The sequence below is a fragment of the Geodermatophilus maliterrae genome (assembly GCF_041018925.1).
GTDB lineage: Bacteria > Actinomycetota > Actinomycetes > Mycobacteriales > Geodermatophilaceae > Geodermatophilus > Geodermatophilus maliterrae.
In genome coordinates this window covers 1-18,729 of sequence record NZ_JBFNXQ010000008.1, presented here as the reverse complement: position 1 = coordinate 18,729, position 18,729 = coordinate 1, and the positions used below count along the sequence as shown (strand labels likewise).

Here is an 18,729-nt window from a genome sequence, read left to right as displayed (position 1 = left end):
GCGGAGCCGGAGTGAGCGACCGGCCCGGGGACGGGGCCGGAGTGAGCGACCGGCCCGGGGACGGAGCCGGAGGAAGCGACCGGCCCGGGGTGGGCCTCCCCGCGGAGTGGGGTGACGGCACCCGCTCGGTGCGCGCCGGTGACCTGGCCCCGGTGCCCGGCACGCCGCTGCGGCCCTCGCCGGTGTTCGCCGCCCCGTTCCACCTCGGCGACCGCCCGCCGCGGGCCGGCGGCGCCGACGCCTACGCCCGCACCGAGCACCCCACGTACCGGGCGTTCGAGACGGCGGTCGGCCAGCTCGACGGCGGCCGCTGCCTGTCCTTCGCCAGCGGCATGGCGGCGGTCGGCGCGGCGGTGATGGCGCTGGTGTCGGCGGGGGACCGGCTCGTGCTGCCCGCCGACGGCTACTACGCCACCCGCCTGCTGGCGCGCGACGAGCTCGAGCGGCTCGGCGTGCGCGTCGAGTACGTGCCCACCGTCGGGATCGCCGACGTCGCCGCCCGCGGTGACCTCGACGGCGTGCGCATGGTGCTCCTCGAGACGCCGAGCAACCCGCACCTCGACGTCTGCGACGTGGCCGCCGTCGCCCGGGCCACCCGGGCCGCCGGAGCGCTGCTCGCCGTCGACAACACCACCGCCACCCCGCTGGGGCAGCGGCCGCTGGCGCTGGGCGCCGACCTCAGCATCGGCGCCGACACCAAGGCGCTCACCGGGCACAGCGACCTCCTGCTCGGCCACGTCAGCACCGCCTCCGGCGAGCTGTACGACCGGCTCAAGGGCTGGCGCGACCACACCGGCGCGACGCCGGGGGCCTTCGACGCGTGGCTGGGTCACCGGTCGATGAGCACGCTGGACCTGCGGCTGGCCCGCCAGGCGGCCACCGCCGAGGCGGTGGCGGCGGTGCTCGCCGACCACCCGGCGGTGACCGGCGTGCGCTGGCCGTGGCGGCCCGGGGACCCCTCCCACGCCCTCGCGACCCGGCAGATGCTGCGGCCGATCGGGGTGGTCTCCGCCGAGCTGGCCGACGAGGCCGCGGTGTCCCGCTTCCTCGCCGCGAGCCGGCTCTGGACGGCGGCGACCAGCTTCGGCGGCGTGCACAGCACCGTCGACCGGCGGGCGCAGTGGGGCGGGGACGCCGTCCCGGCCGGGTTCCTGCGGTTCTCCTGCGGCATCGAGGACACCGCCGACGTCGTCGCCGACCTCGTCACCGCCCTCGGCGCCGCCGGCTGAGGGCGGCGGGCCTCAGCCGCTGCGCGCGGCGCTGCGGGCCGCCGAGCGCCGGCGGGCGGCGGCCCGGGCGGTCAGCCAGCCGCTGATCGCGACGTAGTAGCCGATGTACCCCAGAGACAGGACCAGGACGACCGGGTGCGGGTCGGGCAGCTGGAGGAGCAGGACGGCGTAGGTGACCAGCCAGACGGCGGTCAGTGCCAGGCTCAGGCCGCGCAGCGCCTCGGTGCGCGAGGGGTAGAGGTAGCGCACCGGCACGAACACCAGCACCGAGCAGGCGATGAGCAGCGCCGCCACGACCGGCTGGGACAGGTCCAGGACGACGACGTAGAAGGCGACGACGTTCCAGTAGCTCGGGAAGCCGAGGAAGGTGTGGTCGTCGGTCTTCGCGTCGACCCGGCAGAACTGGTAGCTCGAGGCCAGCAGCGGCAGCGCGGCCAGCACCCACCCGAGCGGGCCCTCGGGGAGCGCGCCGGTGGTCCACAGCAGCACGACGGGGGCGAAGGCGTAGGTCAGGTAGTCGACGATGTTGTCGAGCAGGGCGCCGTCGAACCAGGGGATGGTCTCCTTGACCCGCGCGCGCCGGGCCAGCATCCCGTCGGTGCCGTCGATGACCAGGGCGGCCAGGCCGATCCACAGCGCGGTGACCGCGTCGCCGTCCAGTGCGGCGAGCACCACCAGCAGCGCCAGCACCGAGCCGAGGGCGGTGTAGACGTGCACAGCCGCGCCGGCCACCCGCAGCGGCAGCGGGAACGGGCGCGCGGGGGCAGCCCCGTGTTCGTCGTGCCCCTGCTGAGCCGTCGTCGCCGGGGGTCGGGGGTCCACCGGAGGGGCCGCGTTCTCCCGCATCGCGTCGAGGTTCCCACACCGGCGGGGTGTCGGCCCTCCGGGAGACCCCGGACGCGCGGAGGACGTCCACTAGGGTCGGCCGCGATGAGCGGGACAGGCAGGGTGCGCGTCGCGGTCGTGTTCGGGGGGCGCAGCGCCGAGCACGCGATCTCCTGCGTCTCCGCCGGGAGCGTCCTGGCGGCGCTGGACCCCGAGCGCTACGAGGTGGTGCCGGTCGGCATCGCGCGCGACGGCCGCTGGGTGCTGCCCGACCCCGGGCAGCGGCTGGCCATCACCGAGGGGCAGCTGCCGGAGGTCACGAGCGGGACGGCGGTGTCGCTGGTCGGCGACCCGGGCGGACGCGGCCTGGCGGTGCTCGAGCCCACCGCCGCGATCGGCCCGGCGCTCACCGAGGTCGACGTCGTCTTCCCCGTGCTGCACGGCACCTACGGCGAGGACGGCACCATCCAGGGCCTGCTGGAGATGAGCGGCCTGCCCTACGTCGGCTCCGGGGTGTTCGCCAGCGCCGCGTCGATGGACAAGGAGCACACCAAGAAGCTCCTCGCCGCCGCGGGCCTCGCGCAGGGCGACCACGTGGTCCTGCGCGACGCCGGCGGCGCCGTGTCGGCCGACCCCGACCTGCTGACCGAGGCCGACCGCGAGCGGCTGGGGCTGCCGGTCTTCGTCAAGCCCTCGCGCGCCGGGTCGAGCATCGGCATCACCAAGGTCACCGACTGGGCGCAGTTCCCCGAGGCGGTGGCCACCGCGGCCGCCGTCGACCCGAAGGTGGTCGTGGAGGCCGCCGTCCCCGGGCGGGAGATCGAGTGCGGCGTGCTCGCCGGCCGCGACGGCGGACGGCCGGAGGCCAGCCTGCCGGCGGAGATCCGGCTGCGGCCGGGCACCGACTGGTACGACTTCGACGCCAAGTACCTCGAGGACGCCGTCGACTTCGACGTGCCGGCCGACCTGACGCCCGAGCAGACGCGGGCGGTGCAGGAGGCCTCCTGCCGGGCCTACCTCGCGATGGACTGCCAGGGGCTGGCCCGCGTCGACTTCTTCCTCGGCACCGGCCCGGACGGTGCCGAGCGGCTGGTGGTCAACGAGGTCAACACGATGCCGGGTTTCACGCCGATCTCGATGTTCCCGCGCATGTGGGCGGCCAGCGGGGTGTCCTACCCCGAGCTGGTGGACCGGCTGGTCGCCTCGGCGCTGGCGCGCGCGGGCCGGCCGGGGGACGCACGGACCTCCCGGTGACCCCGGGCCGGTTCCCCGCGCTGCTCCCCGGCCTGCTGTCCCTGGGGATCGCCACCACCGGCTGCACGCCCACGGTGGCCGGCACCGCCACCCCCGCGCCGGCCGCCGGGACGCCGGAGAGCGTCGAGGACCTCGGCGCCCTGGTGCTGCCCGCGGTGCCCTCCGGCCTGCCGCGGATCCCCGACGACGACCTGCAGCCCCCGGCGGGCGCCAAGACCGTCGACGACGTGGCCGGCTACGCCGAGGACCCCGCCCGCGAGCGGGCGGTGCTGCGCGACTACGGCTACCGCCACGGGTGGGAGCGCTTCTGGGGCTCAACGACCGGGCCGCTGACCACCGTCTTCGTCGACCAGTTCGACCACCCCGGCGGGGCGGCGGCCTACGCCGAGGACCTCGCGGGCAACGACGCCGCGGTCTACGACGGCGTCCTGCGGCGCGACCCGGCCGACCTGCCCGAGGGGTGCAGCCTGCTGACCGTCGCCGAGGTGGACCCGGCCACCGGGCTGACCGGGCCGGCGGCGTTCGCCTGGTGCGGGCACGGGGTGTTCAGCGTCGGGGTGACCGTGGTGTCCACGAGCGAGGAGCAGGCCACCGACGAGGTGCGCGAGGTCGTGCTGGCCCAGTTCGACCGGCTCCCGCCGGCCTGAGCCCCCCGCGGGTGAGCGGGCTCAGCGGGCGGGGACGGTGTCGACCAGGACGTCGCTGAGCGCGGTGACGGGCGCGCTGTCGACGTCGGCCGGCAGGGTCACCTGGACGTACACGGCGCGGTCGACCGCCGTCCACACGGTGGCCTCGGGGTCGGACTGGTCGACGTACCAGGTGACCCCGTTGATGGTGAACAGCCCCTCCCCGGGGACCAGCCCGGCCGGCTGGGGGACGCCGCAGACGAGCACGACCGGCGGCTCGCCCCAGGCGGCGGCGTAGGGCGTGTCGGAGTCGACGAGGCGGGAGGGCTCGCCGAGCAGGTCCAGGGGGAGTGCCTGGAGCAGCGGCGGACAGTTCGCGTCGGCCTCGGGGGTCGGCGGCGGCACCTCGACCGGGAGCACGGGCAGGTCCGCGCGCTGCTCGCCGGTCGTGCCACCGACGTCGGCCACCGGCGCGTCGCCGTCCTCGTCGTCACCGCCCAGGACGTTGACCAGCACGGCCAGCACGACGAGCAGCGGGACGACGACGGCGGTCGTGACGAGCGCGACCCGGCGCAGCGGGTCGGTGCGTGGGGCCTGCCCGGCGGCCGTGCCGTCGGGGGTGTCGCCCGGGGCGGGGGTGTCCTCGCTCAGCGGCTCAGATGTTGACGACGGGACAGGTCAGGGTGCGCGTGATGCCGTCGACCGACTGCACCCGTGCCACGACCAGGCGTCCCAGCTCGTCGACCGTCTCGGCCTCGGCGCGGACGATGACGTCGTAGGGGCCGGTGACGTCCTCCGCCTTCGTCACGCCGGCGATCTCGCTGATCGTCGTGGCCACCTGGGCGGCCTTGCCGACTTCGGTCTGGATCAGGATGTAGGCGTGGACCACGGGACGACCTTCCTCGGGCAGCGCTGCCGGTGCCTCCCCGGCACCGGCGGGCGGATCGGCTCGCAACCTACCGCAGCCCCCTGGGGGACCCGGTGACACGGCCCCGGCCGCTGGTCGGCCGCGGGGACCTCGCCGACAGCGTGCGGGTCGTCGGCGAGTTCGGGGTCATCGCGCGGGTGGTCGCCCGCGCCGGGTCGGCCGAGGCCGCGGAGGTCGGCCCGGGCGACGACGCCGCCGTGCTGCGCGTGCCCGACGGCCGGGTGGTCGCCACCACCGACGTCCTCGTCGAGGGCCGGCACTTCCGCCGCGACTGGTCCTCGGCCGAGGACGTGGGGCACAAGGCGGCCGCCGCCAACCTCGCCGACGTGGCCGCGATGGGCGGGGTGGCGACCGCGCTGCTGGTCGGGCTGGCCTGCCCGGCGGACACGCCCACCTCCTGGCTGGAGGGGGTCGCCGCGGGCATGGCCGCCGAGTGTGCGCCGCTGGGCGCCGCGGTGGTGGGTGGGGACACCGTCGCCTCCGCGCCCGACAGCGGGTCCGTCGTCCTGTCGGTGACCGCCCTGGGCGACCTGGGCGGGCGGGCGCCGGTGCTGCGCTCGGGCGCCCGGCCCGGCGACGTCCTCGCCGTGGCGGGCCGCCTCGGCTGGTCGGCGTGCGGGCTGGCCGTCCTGCGCCGCGGGTTCAGCAGCCCGATCGCCGCGGTGGCCGCACACCGCCGTCCCACCCCGCCGTACGCCGCCGGGCCGGGCGCCGCGGACGCCGGTGCGACCGCGATGTGCGACGTCAGCGACGGGCTGCTCGCCGACGCCGGCCACCTCGCCGAGAGCAGCCGCGTCGTCGTCGACGTCGACCGGGCCGCGCTCGTGCGGGCGGCGCTGGAGCCGCTGGGACCGATGCAGCAGGTGGCCGCCGCGCTCGGCGTCGACCCGCTGGCGTGGGTCCTCACCGGCGGTGAGGACCACGCGCTGCTGGCCACCTTCCCGCCGGGGGCCGCGCTGCCGGAGGGCTTCGTGACGATCGGGGAGGTCCGGGCGGGGGACCCGGGGGTGCTCGTGAGCGGGGAGCCGGCGGCGGCCGTCGTCACCGCCGTCGGGGCGGGGAGGGCCGGGCATGTCCACTTCGGCTGAGTCCCCCTGGGCGCAGGCGCGGCTGCGCGACGGCGCGATGGCCGCGCTGCGGGCGGTGCCCTACGACGACCCGGTGGCGCGCGAGCTCGTCGCCCGGGTGCAGCAGGAGTACGTCGACCGCTACGGCGGACCGGACGAGGCCGCCGTCGACCCCGCGGAGTTCGTGTCGCCGGCCGGCCTGTTCCTCGTGGCCGAGGTCGACGGCGTGCCGGCCGGCTGCGGCGCGTGGCGGCGGCACACGGGAACGCCCCCCGCCCAGGACCCGGACCCCGCGGTGGCCGAGGTGAAGCGGGTCTACGTCGAGCCGGCGTTCCGGCGCCGCGGGCTGGCCCAGGTGCTGGTGGCCGCGCTCGAGGACTCGGCCCGCCGCGCCGGGTACCGATCGGTGGTCCTCAACTCCGGTGACCGCCAGCCCGAGGCGATCGCGCTCTACGAGGGCCTGGGGTACGGGCCCGTCGCCGGGTACGGCATCTACGCCGGCGAGCCGGGCGCGGTGTTCCTGGGCAAGCGGCTGAGCGGACCGGCCGACGAGACCGAGGAGCGGGCATCGTGAGGGTGGGCGGCGTGCAGGGGGGTGTCGTGACGATCTCCGCGTCCTACGGCGCGGGTGGCCCGGAGGTGGGCCCGGCCGTGGCCGAGCGGCTCGGCCTGCCGTTCCACGACCGCGCGATCCCGGCGCAGGTGGCCGGGCGGCTGGGTGTCTCGCAGGACGACGCCGAGGCCAACGACGAGCGGGTGGTCCGCGGCCTGTGGCGGCTGGTGGCCTCGCTCGGGGCCATGCCCGACCCGGTGGGCGGCGTGGTGCCCGTGCCCCCGCAGCCCGACGAGCGGGCCTACCGGCGACACACCGAGGAGGTGCTGCACGAGATCGCCGACGGGGCGGGCGGCGTCGTCCTGGGCCGGGCGGCGGCCATGGTGCTGCGCGACCGCAGCGATGCGCTGCACGTCCGGCTCGACGGACCGCCGGAGGCGCGGCTGCGGGCGGCGGTGCAGCGCTACGGGCGCCCGGAGGACGAGCTGCGGCAGGAGATGCAGGCCAACGACCGGACGCGGGAGGCCTACGTGCGGCACTTCTACCGGTGCGACCCCGCGGCGGCGCAGCACTACCACCTCGTCGTCGACGGGACGGCGCTGCCGCTGGGCACCGTCGTCGACCTCGTCGTCGCCGCCGCGCGCGCCCGGGGGATCGGCGCGGGCTGACGCCGCTGCCCGCGGCGGTGGCCGGACCGGGAGGGGCGGGAGGTGCGGCCCGGGCGGCAGCTCGACCGTGACGGCGTCGTCGGCGCGGCGCACCACCGCCGTGACGACCGAGCCCGGCGCACACGGAGGACCCCGGAGGTCAGCGACCTCCGGGGTCCAGGTGACCCGGCTGGGCGGCCCGGGTGGGTGGGCCCTCCTGCAGGGCCCCACCGCGAGCGTGCGAGCGGTGGGGGGCAGGTGGCCCCGTCCCGGGCCCCGCCCTGAGCGTGCGAAGGGTGGGGAGGACGGGGCCCTTTCTCAGGCGCGGACGACCTTCCCCGCGCGGATGCACGAGGTGCAGGCCTTGATGCGGCGACGGTTGCCGGGGGCGACCAGCGCCCGCACCGACTGGATGTTCGGGTTCCAACGGCGCGGCGTGCGGCGGTGCGAGTGCGACACCGACATACCGAAACCGGGCCCCTTGCCACAGACATCGCACACGGCAGCCACGGTGGATCACTCCCAGAGATTCGTTCGTCGAGACGGCGGCGCACGGAGGCGACCGCGAGACCGTCCGTCAGTCTAACCGCTCGCCCGCAGGACCGTCGCCGAGGCCGCCCGGGCCGCCGTGCGCGGGGTGCGCGGCGACCGGGGCCGTCGGTGTCCACAGGTACATTCCGGCCGTGCTGGAGGCGCTCGACGACGCCGCGGTCGGCCGGTGGTGCCGGGCCGCGGTCACGGCGCTGTCCGCCGGCCGGGACGCGCTCGACGAGCTCAACGTCTTCCCGGTGCCCGACGGCGACACCGGCACCAACCTGCTGCTCACCGCCCGGGCCGCCGTGGCGGCACTCGACGACGCCGTCGCCGGTGCCGGTGAGCCGGCCTGGGCGGTGCTCGCCCGGGGCGCGGTCCTCGGCGCCCGCGGCAACAGCGGCACGATCCTCGCCCAGCTGCTGCGCGGCCTGTCCGACCAGCTCGCCGGCGAGCCGCCCGCCGACGGTCCGGTGCTCGCCGCTGCCCTGCAGAAGGCCGCCGACGGCGCCTACACCGCCGTCGCCGACCCCGAGGAGGGCACCTTCCTCACCGTCGCGCGGGCCGGCGCCGAGGCGGCCGGGGCCGCCGTCGCCGAGGGCCGCAGCACGCTCGCCGACGTCGTCGTGGCCGCGGCCGACGGCGCGCGGGCGGCGCTGGAGGTCACCCCCGCCCAGCTCGACGTCCTCCGCGACGCCGGGGTGGTCGATGCCGGGGGCGCCGGTCTCTGCCTGGTCCTCGACGCACTGGTCACCACGGTCACCGGCGTGGAGCCCGCGCGCCCGGCGCTGCGCGCCCGCCCGGCCCGGCACGGCGAGCCCGGGCACGTCCCGCACCAGCCACCGCCGGGCCCCGGCAGCGAGGTGCAGTACCTGCTGGCCGACTCCGGCGAGGCCGCGGTCGCCCGGCTGCAGACCCGGCTGGCCGCCCTCGGCGACAGCCTGGTCGTCGTCGGCGTCGACACCCCGACCGGCCGGCAGTGGAACGTGCACGTGCACACCAGCGACGTCGGCGGCGTCATCGAGGCCGGCGTCGAGGCCGGCCGCCCGCACGCCATCAGCGTCACCCCGCTCGCGCCGGTGCTCCCCGCCGCCCCGGTGCCCGGCCGCCGTGCCGTCGTGGCGATCGTCCTCGGTGACGGCCTGGCGGAGCTGTTCACCGGCGAGGGCGTCCGCGTGGTCACCTGCGGACCCGACGGCGTCACCGAGGAGGAGGTCCTCGCCGAGGTGGTCGCGTCCACCGCCGCCGAGGTCGTCCTGCTGCCCAACGACCCCGCGCTGACCCCCGCGGCGTCCCGGGCCGCCGACCGCGCCCGCGACCTCGGCCGCGACGTCGCCGTCGTGCCGACCCGCTCCCCGGTGCAGGGCCTGGCCGCCGTCGCCGTGGCCGATCCCGCCCGCCGCTTCGGCGACGACGTCGTCGGCATGGCCGAGGCCGCGGCCGCCACCCGCTGGGCCGAGGTCACCGTCGCGGAGCAGGAGGCCCTGACCAGCGCCGGCCCGTGCCGCCCCGGCGACGTGCTGGGCTCGGCCGAGGGTGACGTCGTCGTGGTGGGCGCCGACCTCGCCGTCGTCGCCTGCGACCTGCTCGACCGGCTGCTGTCGGCCGGCGGCGAGATGGCCACCCTGCTCGTCGGCCCCGACGCCGCGCTCGGCGACGCCGTCTGCGCCCACCTGGCCACCGCCCACCGGACGGTCGAGGTCGTCCGCTACGACTCCGGGGCGGGGATCCCGCTGCAGGCGGGGGTGGAGTGACGTGGCGGTCACCCTCGACACCGACCTCTCCCGCGTCCTCGGCGCCAAGACGGCCAGGGCGATGGCCGACTCGCTCGACCTGCGCACCGTCCGCGACCTGCTGCGCCACTACCCCCGCCGCTACGCCCGTCGCGGGGAGATGACGCGGCTCGACGACCTCCAGGTCGGTGACCGGGTCACCGTGCTCGCCCAGGTCCGCCGGGTCACCACGCGGAAGATGCGCAACCGGCCCGGCTCGCTCACCGAGGTCACCGTCGGTGACGGCGCCGGGGAGATGCAGCTGGTCTTCTTCAACCGGAAGCACGGCCAGCTCCGCGAGGGTGCCTGGGGGCTGTTCGCCGGGACGGTCGGGGAGTACCGCCGGACCAAGCAGTTCGCCCACCCGGACTTCCACCTCATCAGCGGGGACGACGACGAGGACTGGGCGCGCGCGCTGATCCCCATCTACCCGGCCAGCAAGGACGTCTCGAGCTGGGTGATCCAGAAGTCGGTCAAGCTGCTGCTCGACGCCGCCGGCGGGTTCGGCTTCGTCGACGACCCGTTGCCCGAGGACCTGCGGGCCCGGCACGGGCTGCTCAGCCTCCCGGCGGCGCTGCTCGACGTGCACCGGCCGACCTCGCAGGCCGACGTCGAGCGTGCCGGGGACCGGCTCAAGTGGGACGAGGCGATCACCCTGCAGCTCGTCCTCGCCGCGCGCCGCCGCGCCGCCTCCCTGGAGCCCGGCACCGCCCGCCCGCGCCGCCCCGGCGGCCTGCTCGACGCCGTCGACGCCGCGCTGCCCTTCTCCCTGACCGAGGGCCAGCGCGAGGTGGGCGAGGAGCTGGCCGCCGAGCTCGACAGCGACCGCCCGATGCACCGCCTCCTGCAGGGCGAGGTCGGCTCGGGCAAGACCGTCGTCGCGCTGCGCGCCATGGCGCAGGTCGTCGACGCCGGCGGACAGGCCGCGCTGCTGGCGCCCACGGAGGTCCTGGCCGCCCAGCACGCGCGCAGCATCGCGGGCATGCTCGGCCCGCTCGCCCGCGCCGGCGAGCTCGACGGCGACCCCGCGGGCACGAAGGTCGTGCTGCTCACCGGCTCGCTCAAGGCCGCCGCCCGCCGCACCGCCCGCGCGGCGGTCGCCGACGGCAGCGCCGGCATCGTGGTCGGCACCCACGCGCTGCTGCAGGAGGGCGTCGACTTCGCCGACCTCGGCCTGGTCGTCGTCGACGAGCAGCACCGCTTCGGCGTCGAGCAGCGCGACGCCCTGCGCGCCAAGGGCAACCGGCCGCCGCACGTGCTGGTCATGACCGCCACGCCGATCCCGCGCACCGTCGCGATGACCGTCTACGGCGACCTGGAGACCTCCGTCCTGCGCCAGCTGCCCGGCGGCCGCGGCGGCGTGGCCAGCTCGGTGGTGCCGGTGAGCGACAAGCCGGCGTGGCTCGGCCGGGCCTGGGAGCGGCTGCGCGAGGAGGTCGCCGCCGGCCGGCAGGCCTACGTCGTCTGCCCGCGCATCGGCGACGACGACACCGGCAGCACCGAGACCGACGCCCCCGAGGACGCCGACGGCGCCCCGGACGAGGACGACGCCGGCGGGAACGGCGACCGGCGGCCGCCGCTGGCCGTCCTCGACGTCGCCGAGGGGCTGCACGAGGGGCCGCTGGCCGGCCTGCGCATCGACGTCCTGCACGGCCGGCTGACCCCCGAGGACAAGGAGTCCCGCATGCGCGCCTTCGCCGCGGGGGAGACCCAGGTCCTGGTGGCCACCACCGTCGTCGAGGTCGGCGTCGACGTGCCCAACGCCACCGTGATGGTGGTCATGGACGCCGACCGCTTCGGCGTCAGCCAGCTGCACCAGCTGCGCGGCCGGGTCGCCCGGGGCAGGCACCGGGGACTGTGCCTGCTGGTCACCGAGGCCCGGGAGACGACGGCGACCGGTCAGCGGCTGGCCGCCGTCGCGGGCACCTCCGACGGCTTCGAGCTCGCCCGCCTGGACCTCGAGACCCGCCGCGAGGGCGACGTCCTCGGTGCCGTCCAGTCCGGCCGGCGCTCGACGGTGAAGCTGCTGTCCCTGCTCGAGGACGAGGAGCTCATCGCCGCCGCCCGCGCGGAGGCCACCGCCCTGCTGGCCACCGACCGCGGCCTGGCCGACCACCCGGGCCTGGCCGCGGAGGTCGCCGCCCTGGCCACCGACGAGCGCGCGACCTACCTCGAGAAGGCCTGAGGGGCGCGGGTGACGAGGCTGATCTCCGGCGTGGCCCGGGGACGGCGGCTGAAGGTGCCGCCGAGCGGCGTCCGGCCCACCGGCGACCGCGCCCGCGAGGGGCTGTTCAACAGCCTGGGCAGCCTGCTCGACCTCGACGGCGCCACCGTGCTCGACCTCTACGCCGGCTCCGGCGCGCTGGGCCTGGAGGCGCTGTCGCGCGGTGCCGCCGCGGCGGTGTTCGTGGAGAACGGGCCGCGGGTGCTGCCGGTGCTGCGCGGCAACGTGGCCACGGTCGGCCTCCCCGGGGCCCGCGTCGTGGCCGCCCCCGTGCGCGCCGTCGTGTCCGGCCCGCCGCCGGCCCGCTTCGACCTGGTGCTCGCCGACCCGCCGTACGCCACGCCCGCCGGGGAGGTGCGCGACGTCCTGTCCGCGCTGGTGACGGGGGAGTGGCTGGCGCCCGGGGCCGTGGTCGTCGTCGAGCGGCCGGCCCGCGGGGCGCCGGAGGAGTGGCCGACACCCCTCGAGGGGATCCGCGACCGGCGCTACGGGGAGACCCTGCTCCGGTACGGTCGGTTCCCGTGAGGCGAGCGGTCTGTCCCGGGTCGTTCGACCCGGTCACCAACGGCCACGTGGACGTCATCAACCGCGCCGCCGCGCTGTACGACGAGCTGGTCGTGGCCGTCCTGGTCAACCCCGGCAAGGCCGGGCTGTTCACCGTCGACGAGCGCATGGAACTGCTGCGCGAGGCGGTGACCGAGCTGCCCAACGTCGTCGTCGACAGCTTCAGCGGGTTGCTGGTCGACTACTGCCGCAGCCACGACATCCCGGTGGTGGTCAAGGGCCTGCGCGCCGTCGGCGACTTCGAGTACGAGCTGCAGATGGCGCAGATGAACCGGGAGCTGGCCGGCATCGAGACGCTGTTCGTGCCCACGGCGCCGCAGGTCGGGCACCTGTCCTCGAGCCTGGTCAAGCAGATCGCCACCTTCGGCGGCGACGTCTCGCGGCTGGTGCCCAAGGGCGTGCTCGACCGGCTGCTGGCTCAGCAGGACGCGGCACAGCGCGACGGCGGTCGACCGTGACGGAGGTCGTCTACCGGCTCTACGAGGTCGTCGACGAGCTCAGCCGGGTCATCGAGAGCGCCCGCAGCGTGCCGATGTCGGGCTCGTGCATGGTCCCCCGTGACCACCTGCTCGACCTGCTCGACGACCTGCGGGAGAACCTCCCCGAGGAGGTGCACGCCGCCGGCGCGATCGTCGAGCAGCGCACCGAGATCCTCGAGCAGGCCCAGGCCGAGGCCGAGCAGCTCACCGGCCGCACCCGCGAGGAGGCCGACCGGCTCGTGGCCGCCGCGCGCCGCCAGCGCGAGGAGGTCCTGGGCACCGCCCGGCGTCAGCGCGACGAGCTGCTCACCCAGGCGCAGGCCGAGGCCGATGAGCTGCTCGCCCAGGCCGAGGCCGAGGCCGACCGGTTGCTCGGGGAGGCGCAGGCCCACCACGAGGCGCTGCTCGCCGACGCCCGTGCCCAGCAGGAGGAGATCCTCGCTGCCGCCCAGGCCGAGCACGACCGGCTGGTCACCGAGACCGAGGTCTACCGCGGCGCGGTCAGCCGCTCCGACGAGCTCGGCGCCCAGACGGTGGCCGAGGTCAACCGGATGCGCGCCGAGGTCGACGAGTACGTCGACACCCGGCTGGCCGACTTCGGCACCACCCTGGAGCGGATGCTGCGCTCGGTGGAGAAGGCCCGCTCGACGCTGCGCGACTAGAAGGACCCCGCTGCCCCCCACGCCTCGCAGGCTCGGCGCGGGCCCCTGCAGCGGGGCCGTTCCAGTACGTCACCAGCCCCGGACGGCGTCGTCGGGGGATCGGGTAGTCTCGGGTGCTGGTCCACCGGTGACCTCCCCGGGCCGGATCCCTCCCACTGACGACCGCGAGTACTGACATGCCTGCCGCACCGCACCGCTCAGGCGCCGCGTCCACGGACGCCCGGCGTCCCGCCGTCAACCCCTGGGCCGTCGAACTGCGCGAGCTCGGCCGCCGTGCCGGCTCGATGCAGGAGATCGACCGCACCGTGCCCGCGCCCCCGGACTGGCGGCTCGAGCTCATCGGCGTCCCCGAGGGCGCGCCGGTGCACCTGCGGCTGCGGCTGGAGTCGGTGATGGAGGGCGTGCTGGTCTCCGGGGACGTCGAGGTCCCGGTCGAGGGCCAGTGCGCCCGGTGCCTCGACCCGGTCCGGGACACCCTCGAGCTCGACGTCCAGGAGCTCTACGCCTACCCGGGCAGCACCACCGAGGCCACCAGCGAGGAGGACGAGGTCCGCCTCGTCGAGGGCGAGCGGATCGACCTCGAGCCGATGGTCCGCGACACCGTGGTCCTGGCCCTGCCGCTCTCGCCCACCTGCACCGAGGACTGCGCGGGCCTGTGCTCGGGCTGCGGCCAGCGCCTCGACGACCTGCCGGCCGACCACTCGCACGAGCTGCTCGACCCCCGCTGGGCCGGGCTCGCCGGCTTCGCCACCACCGGAGCGGTCGCCGACCGTCCGGACGACCCTGAGGAGAACTGACCGTGGCCGTCCCGAAGCGGAAGATGTCCCGCGCCAACACCCGCGCCCGCCGGTCGCAGTGGAAGGCGAGCGCCCCCACGCTCACCCCCTGCCCGAACCGCGCCTGCGGTCAGCTCAAGCCCCCGCACCAGGCCTGCCCGAACTGCGGCCAGCACGCCGGCCGCCAGGTCCTCTCGGTCTGACCCGGCCGGACGTGGGCAGCGCCGCCTCCCCCACCCCGGTCGTGCCGGACAGCGCGCCGGCGGGTCAGGCGCACGCCGACCGCGCGGCCGCCTGGCTGCTCGACGCCCTGGGCGTCGAGCTGCCCGGCGGCCTGCTGGCGCTGGCGCTGACCCACCGCTCCTACGCCTACGAGCACGGCGGCCTGCCCACCAACGAGCGCCTGGAGTTCCTCGGCGACTCGGTGCTCGGCCTGGTCGTCACCGACGAGCTCTACCGCAGCCAGCCCGACCTGCCCGAGGGCCGGCTGGCCAAGCTGCGCGCCTCGGTGGTCAACATGACCTCGCTGGCCGCCGTCGCCCGGCGGCTCGGCGCCGGCGGGCTCGGCCCGCACCTGCTGCTGGGCCGCGGCGAGGAGACCACCGGCGGGCGGGAGAAGGACTCGATCCTCGCCGACGCGCTCGAGGCGCTCATCGGCGCGCTGCACCTGGGCCTGGGCCTCGACGCCGCCAGCGTCCTGGTGCACCGCCTGTTCGACCCGCTGCTGCGCGAGGCGGCCACGCGCGGCGCGGGCCTGGACTGGAAGACCAGCCTGCAGGAGCTCGGGGCCGCCCGCGGCCTCGGTGCGCCGGTCTACGACGTCTCCGACGAGGGCCCGCCGCACGCCAAGACGTTCACCGCCGCGGTGTCGCTGGCCGACGTCGTCCGCGGCCGCGGCACCGGCCGCACCAAGAAGGCCGCCGAGCAGGAGGCCGCCGAGGCCGCCTATCAGGCGATCTCGGCCGGGGACTGACCGTGCCCGAGCTGCCCGAGGTCGAGGTGGTGCGGCGCGGCCTGGAGCGCTGGGTCGCGGGGCGCACCGTGGCCGCCGTCGAGGTGCACCACCCGCGCGCGGTCCGCCGGCACCTCGAGGGCGCCGACGACTTCACCGCCGCCCTGACCGGCCGCACCCTCACCGCCGCCCACCGCCGCGGCAAGTACCTGTGGATGCCCCTGGCCGAGGACGACAGCAGCCCCACCGGCCGCGCGCTCGTCGCGCACCTCGGCATGAGCGGCCAGCTGCTGGTGGAGAAACCCGCGCAGCCCGACGAGACCCACCTGCGGGCCCGCTTCACCTTCACCGACGGCGGCCGCGAGCTGCGCTTCGTCGACCAGCGCACCTTCGGCGGTCTCGTCGTCGAGGACGCCCCGGACGGCGAGGGCATCCCGCCCCGGCTGGCGCACATCGCCATCGACCCGCTCGACCCCTCCTTCGACGAGCCCGCCTTCACCGCCGCGCTGCGCCGCCGGCACACCGAGGTCAAGCGCGCCCTGCTCGACCAGACGCTGATCGGCGGCGTCGGCAACATCTACGCCGACGAGTCGCTGTGGCGCGCGCGGCTGCACGGCGCCCGGCCCACCGACCGGCTCACCCGCGCCCAGGTCGCCGACCTGCTCGACGGCGTGCGCAGCGTCCTCGGCGAGGCGCTGGCGCAGGGCGGCACCTCCTTCGACTCCCTCTACGTCGACGTCAACGGGCGGAGCGGCTACTTCTCGCGCTTCCTGGCCGTCTACGGCCAGGCCGACCGCCCCTGCCCGCGCTGCGGCACGGCGATCGTCCGGGAGTCGTTCATGAACCGGTCGAGCTACAGCTGCCCGCGCTGCCAGCCCCGCCCCCGGGCCCGCCGGTGAGCACCGTGCGCGTGCACGCCCTCGTCTCCGGGCTGGTGCAGGGCGTCGGCTACCGCTGGTTCGTGCGCGGCCTGGCCGACGCCGCCGGCCTGTCGGGGTGGGCGCGCAACCTGCCCGACGGCCGCGTCGAGGTGGAGCTGGAGGGCCCGGAGGACGACGTCCGCGCCGTCGTCGCCGCGCTCGACGGTCGCCGCGCGCCCGGCTCGGTCACCGGCGTGGTGCAGGAGGAGCGCCCGGTGCAGGGGAGCTCCGGCTTCACCACCGCGTGACGAAGACGACATCCCCCCGACACGGCGGGTGTCCCGTCCTGCCGTTGACCAGCGTGTCGGGGGGTGTCACCCTGGGGACACCGAGCCCGCGCCGACCACGTCTGGGGCGCCGGGCACCCCTCGAGCTGTGAGAGGCCGTTTCGCCATGGCCAAGGCCCTGTTCGGTTCCGTCGTGTCGGGCGCGGAGCTCCGCGTACTCGAGGAGAACGCGGTGCTGCGGGCCAGGGTGCGCCGACTGGAGCACGAGCTCGAGCAGCTGCGCACCCAGCGCGACGCAGCCCGCGACGCCGCCATCGCCTCCGAGCTGCTCAACCTGGCCGGCGACAACGCCGAGCCGGCCCTGGCGTAACCGGCGCTCCTCCTCCTGCGCCACCCCCGCCCCACCGCTCCCACCAGGCACTTCGGCGCCGGTGGTGGAGCCCCTCGCGGGTAGGGTGACCGTTCTGTGCACCTGTCGAGCCTGACGCTCAAGGGCTTCAAGTCCTTCGCGTCCCCGACGACGCTGCGGCTCGAGCCCGGCATCACCGCCGTCGTCGGCCCGAACGGCTCGGGCAAGTCCAACGTCGTCGACGCCATCGCCTGGGTCCTGGGCGAGCAGGGCGCCAAGAGCCTGCGCGGCGGCAAGATGGAGGACGTCATCTTCGCCGGCACCACCGGCCGCGCCGCGCTGGGCCGGGCCGAGGTGACGCTCACCATCGACAACGCCGACGGCGCGCTGCCGATCGACTACACCGAGGTCTCGGTCACCCGCCGCATGTACCGCTCCGGGGAGAGCGAGTACGAGATCAACGGCGACAAGGTGCGCCTGCTCGACGTGCAGGAGCTGCTCAGCGACGCCGGCATTGGCCGGGAGATGCACGTCATCGTCGGCCAGGGCCAGCTCGACGCCGTCCTCTCCGGCCGCCCGGAGGACCGCCGCGCCTTCGTCGAGGAGGCCGCGGGTGTCCTCAAGCACCGCAAGCGCAAGGAGAAGGCGCTCCGCAAGCTCGACGCGATGCAGGCCAACCTCGACCGGCTGGCCGACCTCACCGCCGAGCTGCGCCGCCAGCTCAAGCCGCTGGGCCGCCAGGCCGAGGTCGCCCGGCGGGCGGCCGGCGTCCAGGCCGACCTGCGCGACGCCCGCCTGCGGCTGCTCGCCGACGACCTCGTCGGCCTGCGCGACGCCCTCGCCGAGGACGTCGCCGACGAGACCGCCGCCCGCGCGCGCCGCGCCGTCGTCGAGGCCGAGCTGGCCGGGGTGTCCCGCCGCGAGAGCGAGCTGGAGGCCGCGCTGGCCGCCGACGCCCCGCGCCTGGGCGCCGCGCAGGACACCTGGTACCGGCTCTCCGCGCTCGGCGAGCGCTTCCGCGGCGTCGCCCAGCTGGCCGCCGAGCGGCACCGCCACCTGTCGGCCGCCGGCCCCGCGACGACCGGCGGCCGCGACCCCGAGCAGCTCGAGGCCGAGGCCGACCGGGTCGCCGCCACCGAGGTCGAGCTGGCCTCCGGGCTGGAGGCCGAGCGGGGCCGGCTGGCCACCGCCGTCACCGCCCGCGCCGGGCTGGAGGCGGCCCTGACCGCCGAGGAGCGGGCCTGGGTGGCCGCCACCCGCGCGCTGGCCGACCGCCGGGAGGGACTGGCCCGCCTGTCGGGCAGGGTCGCCGCCGCGCGGTCGCGCGCCGCCGCAGGGACCGCCGAGGTGGAGCGGCTGGCGCAGGCCGGCGCCGAGGCCACCGAACGGGCGGAGGCCGCGCAGGCGCGGCTGGCCGAGCGCCGCGCCACGGTCGCCGACGCCGACGACGAGGACGTCGCGCTGGTCACCGCGCACACCGACGCGGTGACCGCGCACACCGCCGCTGCCCGCGCGGTCACCGAGCTGGCCGACGCCGAGCGGGCCGCCGAGCGCGACCGCGCCTCCTGGGCGGCCCGCCGCGACGCGCTCGCGCTCGGGCTGGCCCCGGCCGACGGCGCCGCCGCGGTTCTCTCCTCGGGGCTGGCCGCCGTGCGGGGGCCGGTCGCCGAGCGGATCACCGTCGCACCCGGCGCCGAGGTGCCGCTGGCCGCAGCGCTCGGCGGGCTGGCCGAGGCCGTCGTCGTCGCCGGCGTGGCCGGGGCCGCGGCCGCGCTGGCGCACCTGCGCGAGGCCGACGCCGGCCGGGCCGGGCTGCTGGTCACCGGTGGGCCGCCCGCGCTGCCCCGGGAGGGCTGGCCGGCGCTGCCCGAGGGCCTGCGGTGGGCACGCGACCTCGTCGAGGTGCCCGAGGAGCTGCGCCCGGCGCTGGACCGCGCCCTCGACCGCGTCGCCGTCGTGCCGAGCCTGGAGGCGGCCGGCGCGCTGGTGGCCACCCACCCCCGCGTGCGGGCGGTGACCGCCGACGGCGACCTGGTCGGTGCCGACTGGGCCACCGGCGGGTCGGCGAACACCCCGTCGGGCCTGGAGGTGCGCGCCCGCGTCGACGAGGCGGGGCGCGAGCTGGCCGCCGCCGCCGAGCGCGC

The 18,729-nt window shown here is 76.8% G+C and carries 22 protein-coding genes; 18 read left to right on the top strand and 4 right to left on the bottom strand.

The genetic code is table 11. The features are described from left to right. The first annotated feature begins 89 nt into the window (after positions 1 to 89). The gene (locus tag ABQ292_RS04435; RefSeq protein ID WP_369203639.1) at positions 90 to 1,229 is read left to right on the top strand and encodes a cystathionine gamma-lyase; all 1,140 of its coding nucleotides are present in this window, start codon (positions 90 to 92) and stop codon (positions 1,227 to 1,229) included. 12 nt (positions 1,230 to 1,241) lie between these two features. On the opposite strand, the gene ABQ292_RS04430 is transcribed toward ABQ292_RS04435, so the two are convergent. Continuing rightward, on the bottom strand, positions 1,242 to 2,075 hold the full coding sequence (locus ABQ292_RS04430; protein ID WP_369203637.1) for a CDP-alcohol phosphatidyltransferase family protein: 834 nt from the start codon (positions 2,073 to 2,075) through the stop codon (positions 1,242 to 1,244). An 84-nt stretch (positions 2,076 to 2,159) separates the two neighbouring features. Here ABQ292_RS04430 and ABQ292_RS04425 point away from each other — a divergent pair, with 84 nt between their 5' ends. Both ABQ292_RS04425 and ABQ292_RS04420 read left to right on the top strand, forming a co-directional pair. Next, positions 2,160 to 3,308 (top strand): D-alanine--D-alanine ligase family protein, encoded by a 1,149-nt coding sequence (locus ABQ292_RS04425; RefSeq protein ID WP_369203635.1) that lies wholly within the window; start codon positions 2,160 to 2,162, stop codon positions 3,306 to 3,308. Then, positions 3,305 to 3,955 (top strand): hypothetical protein, encoded by a 651-nt coding sequence (locus tag ABQ292_RS04420; protein WP_369203633.1) that lies wholly within the window; start codon positions 3,305 to 3,307, stop codon positions 3,953 to 3,955. Before ABQ292_RS04425 ends, ABQ292_RS04420 begins: the two co-directional genes overlap by 4 nt. Before the next feature lie 21 nt (positions 3,956 to 3,976). On the opposite strand, the gene ABQ292_RS04415 is transcribed toward ABQ292_RS04420, so the two are convergent. Continuing rightward, a complete protein-coding gene (locus tag ABQ292_RS04415) occupies positions 3,977 to 4,459 on the bottom strand; it encodes a DUF3515 domain-containing protein (protein WP_369203631.1) in 483 nt (160 codons plus the stop codon). A gap of 130 nt (positions 4,460 to 4,589) precedes the next feature. Next, positions 4,590 to 4,823, bottom strand: coding sequence for an Lrp/AsnC ligand binding domain-containing protein (locus ABQ292_RS04410; RefSeq protein WP_369203629.1), 234 nt, complete (start codon positions 4,821 to 4,823; stop codon positions 4,590 to 4,592). 92 nt (positions 4,824 to 4,915) lie between these two features. Here ABQ292_RS04410 and ABQ292_RS04405 point away from each other — a divergent pair, with 92 nt between their 5' ends. Genes ABQ292_RS04405 through ABQ292_RS04395 form a run of 3 tightly spaced genes read left to right on the top strand, consistent with a single transcriptional unit; the run spans position 4,916 to position 7,150 of the window. Further along, a complete protein-coding gene (locus ABQ292_RS04405) occupies positions 4,916 to 5,950 on the top strand; it encodes a thiamine-phosphate kinase (RefSeq protein ID WP_369203627.1) in 1,035 nt (344 codons plus the stop codon). Continuing rightward, complete coding sequence (locus tag ABQ292_RS04400; RefSeq protein ID WP_369203625.1) at positions 5,934 to 6,503, top strand: GNAT family N-acetyltransferase; 570 nt, start codon at positions 5,934 to 5,936, stop codon at positions 6,501 to 6,503. The genes ABQ292_RS04405 and ABQ292_RS04400 overlap by 17 nt, the downstream gene beginning before the upstream one ends. 26 nt (positions 6,504 to 6,529) lie before the next feature. Further along, positions 6,530 to 7,150 (top strand): cytidylate kinase-like family protein, encoded by a 621-nt coding sequence (locus ABQ292_RS04395; protein WP_369203623.1) that lies wholly within the window; start codon positions 6,530 to 6,532, stop codon positions 7,148 to 7,150. A 297-nt stretch (positions 7,151 to 7,447) separates the two neighbouring features. Here ABQ292_RS04395 and rpmB read toward each other — a convergent pair whose 3' ends face one another. Next, positions 7,448 to 7,630: a 50S ribosomal protein L28 gene (gene rpmB, locus ABQ292_RS04390; protein WP_438940568.1), complete on the bottom strand. Its 183-nt coding sequence runs from the start codon at positions 7,628 to 7,630 to the stop codon at positions 7,448 to 7,450. Between the two features lie 182 nt (positions 7,631 to 7,812). Between rpmB and ABQ292_RS04385 the strand changes: the two genes are divergently transcribed. From ABQ292_RS04385 to ABQ292_RS04330, 12 genes are all read left to right on the top strand, one after another. Beyond that, a complete protein-coding gene (locus tag ABQ292_RS04385; RefSeq protein ID WP_369203619.1) occupies positions 7,813 to 9,414 on the top strand; it encodes a DAK2 domain-containing protein in 1,602 nt (533 codons plus the stop codon). Between the two features lies 1 nt (position 9,415). Continuing rightward, on the top strand, positions 9,416 to 11,617 hold the full coding sequence (gene recG, locus ABQ292_RS04380; protein WP_369203617.1) for an ATP-dependent DNA helicase RecG: 2,202 nt from the start codon (positions 9,416 to 9,418) through the stop codon (positions 11,615 to 11,617). 9 nt (positions 11,618 to 11,626) lie between these two features. Then, positions 11,627 to 12,181, top strand: a complete 555-nt coding sequence (gene rsmD / locus ABQ292_RS04375; RefSeq protein ID WP_369203615.1) for a 16S rRNA (guanine(966)-N(2))-methyltransferase RsmD — start codon at positions 11,627 to 11,629, stop codon at positions 12,179 to 12,181. Next, positions 12,178 to 12,678, top strand: a complete 501-nt coding sequence (coaD, locus tag ABQ292_RS04370; protein ID WP_369203613.1) for a pantetheine-phosphate adenylyltransferase — start codon at positions 12,178 to 12,180, stop codon at positions 12,676 to 12,678. Before rsmD ends, coaD begins: the two co-directional genes overlap by 4 nt. Then, complete coding sequence (locus ABQ292_RS04365) at positions 12,675 to 13,361, top strand: SPFH domain-containing protein (protein ID WP_369203611.1); 687 nt, start codon at positions 12,675 to 12,677, stop codon at positions 13,359 to 13,361. Before coaD ends, ABQ292_RS04365 begins: the two co-directional genes overlap by 4 nt. Before the next feature lie 176 nt (positions 13,362 to 13,537). After that, on the top strand, positions 13,538 to 14,158 hold the full coding sequence (locus ABQ292_RS04360) for a YceD family protein (protein ID WP_369203609.1): 621 nt from the start codon (positions 13,538 to 13,540) through the stop codon (positions 14,156 to 14,158). A 2-nt stretch (positions 14,159 to 14,160) separates the two neighbouring features. Next, a complete protein-coding gene (gene rpmF, locus ABQ292_RS04355) occupies positions 14,161 to 14,340 on the top strand; it encodes a 50S ribosomal protein L32 (protein ID WP_075014296.1) in 180 nt (59 codons plus the stop codon). Positions 14,341 to 14,351: 11 nt separating this feature from the next. Further along, the gene (gene rnc, locus ABQ292_RS04350; protein ID WP_438940566.1) at positions 14,352 to 15,110 is read left to right on the top strand and encodes a ribonuclease III; all 759 of its coding nucleotides are present in this window, start codon (positions 14,352 to 14,354) and stop codon (positions 15,108 to 15,110) included. A 2-nt stretch (positions 15,111 to 15,112) separates the two neighbouring features. After that, positions 15,113 to 15,988 (top strand): bifunctional DNA-formamidopyrimidine glycosylase/DNA-(apurinic or apyrimidinic site) lyase, encoded by an 876-nt coding sequence (gene mutM / locus ABQ292_RS04345; RefSeq protein ID WP_369203606.1) that lies wholly within the window; start codon positions 15,113 to 15,115, stop codon positions 15,986 to 15,988. After that, complete coding sequence (locus ABQ292_RS04340; protein WP_369203604.1) at positions 15,985 to 16,257, top strand: acylphosphatase; 273 nt, start codon at positions 15,985 to 15,987, stop codon at positions 16,255 to 16,257. Before mutM ends, ABQ292_RS04340 begins: the two co-directional genes overlap by 4 nt. Before the next feature lie 145 nt (positions 16,258 to 16,402). Beyond that, the gene (locus ABQ292_RS04335) at positions 16,403 to 16,606 is read left to right on the top strand and encodes a hypothetical protein (RefSeq protein WP_369203602.1); all 204 of its coding nucleotides are present in this window, start codon (positions 16,403 to 16,405) and stop codon (positions 16,604 to 16,606) included. Positions 16,607 to 16,702: 96 nt separating this feature from the next. After that, on the top strand, positions 16,703 to 18,729 hold a 2,027-nt coding region (locus tag ABQ292_RS04330), incomplete at its 3' end, for a chromosome segregation SMC family protein (RefSeq protein ID WP_369203600.1).

What these genes read in the sequence shown, in the direction of transcription:
- ABQ292_RS04430 (WP_369203637.1), bottom strand. Translation starts at nt 2,075, where the DNA reads ATGCGGGAGAACGCGGCCCCTCCGGTGGACCCCCGACCCCCGGCGACG.
- ABQ292_RS04425 (WP_369203635.1), top strand. Translation starts at nt 2,160, where the DNA reads ATGAGCGGGACAGGCAGGGTGCGCGTCGCGGTCGTGTTCGGGGGGCGC.
- ABQ292_RS04400 (WP_369203625.1), top strand. Translation starts at nt 5,934, where the DNA reads ATGTCCACTTCGGCTGAGTCCCCCTGGGCGCAGGCGCGGCTGCGCGAC.
- ABQ292_RS04360 (WP_369203609.1), top strand. Translation starts at nt 13,538, where the DNA reads ATGCCTGCCGCACCGCACCGCTCAGGCGCCGCGTCCACGGACGCCCGG.
- ABQ292_RS04335 (WP_369203602.1), top strand. Translation starts at nt 16,403, where the DNA reads ATGGCCAAGGCCCTGTTCGGTTCCGTCGTGTCGGGCGCGGAGCTCCGC.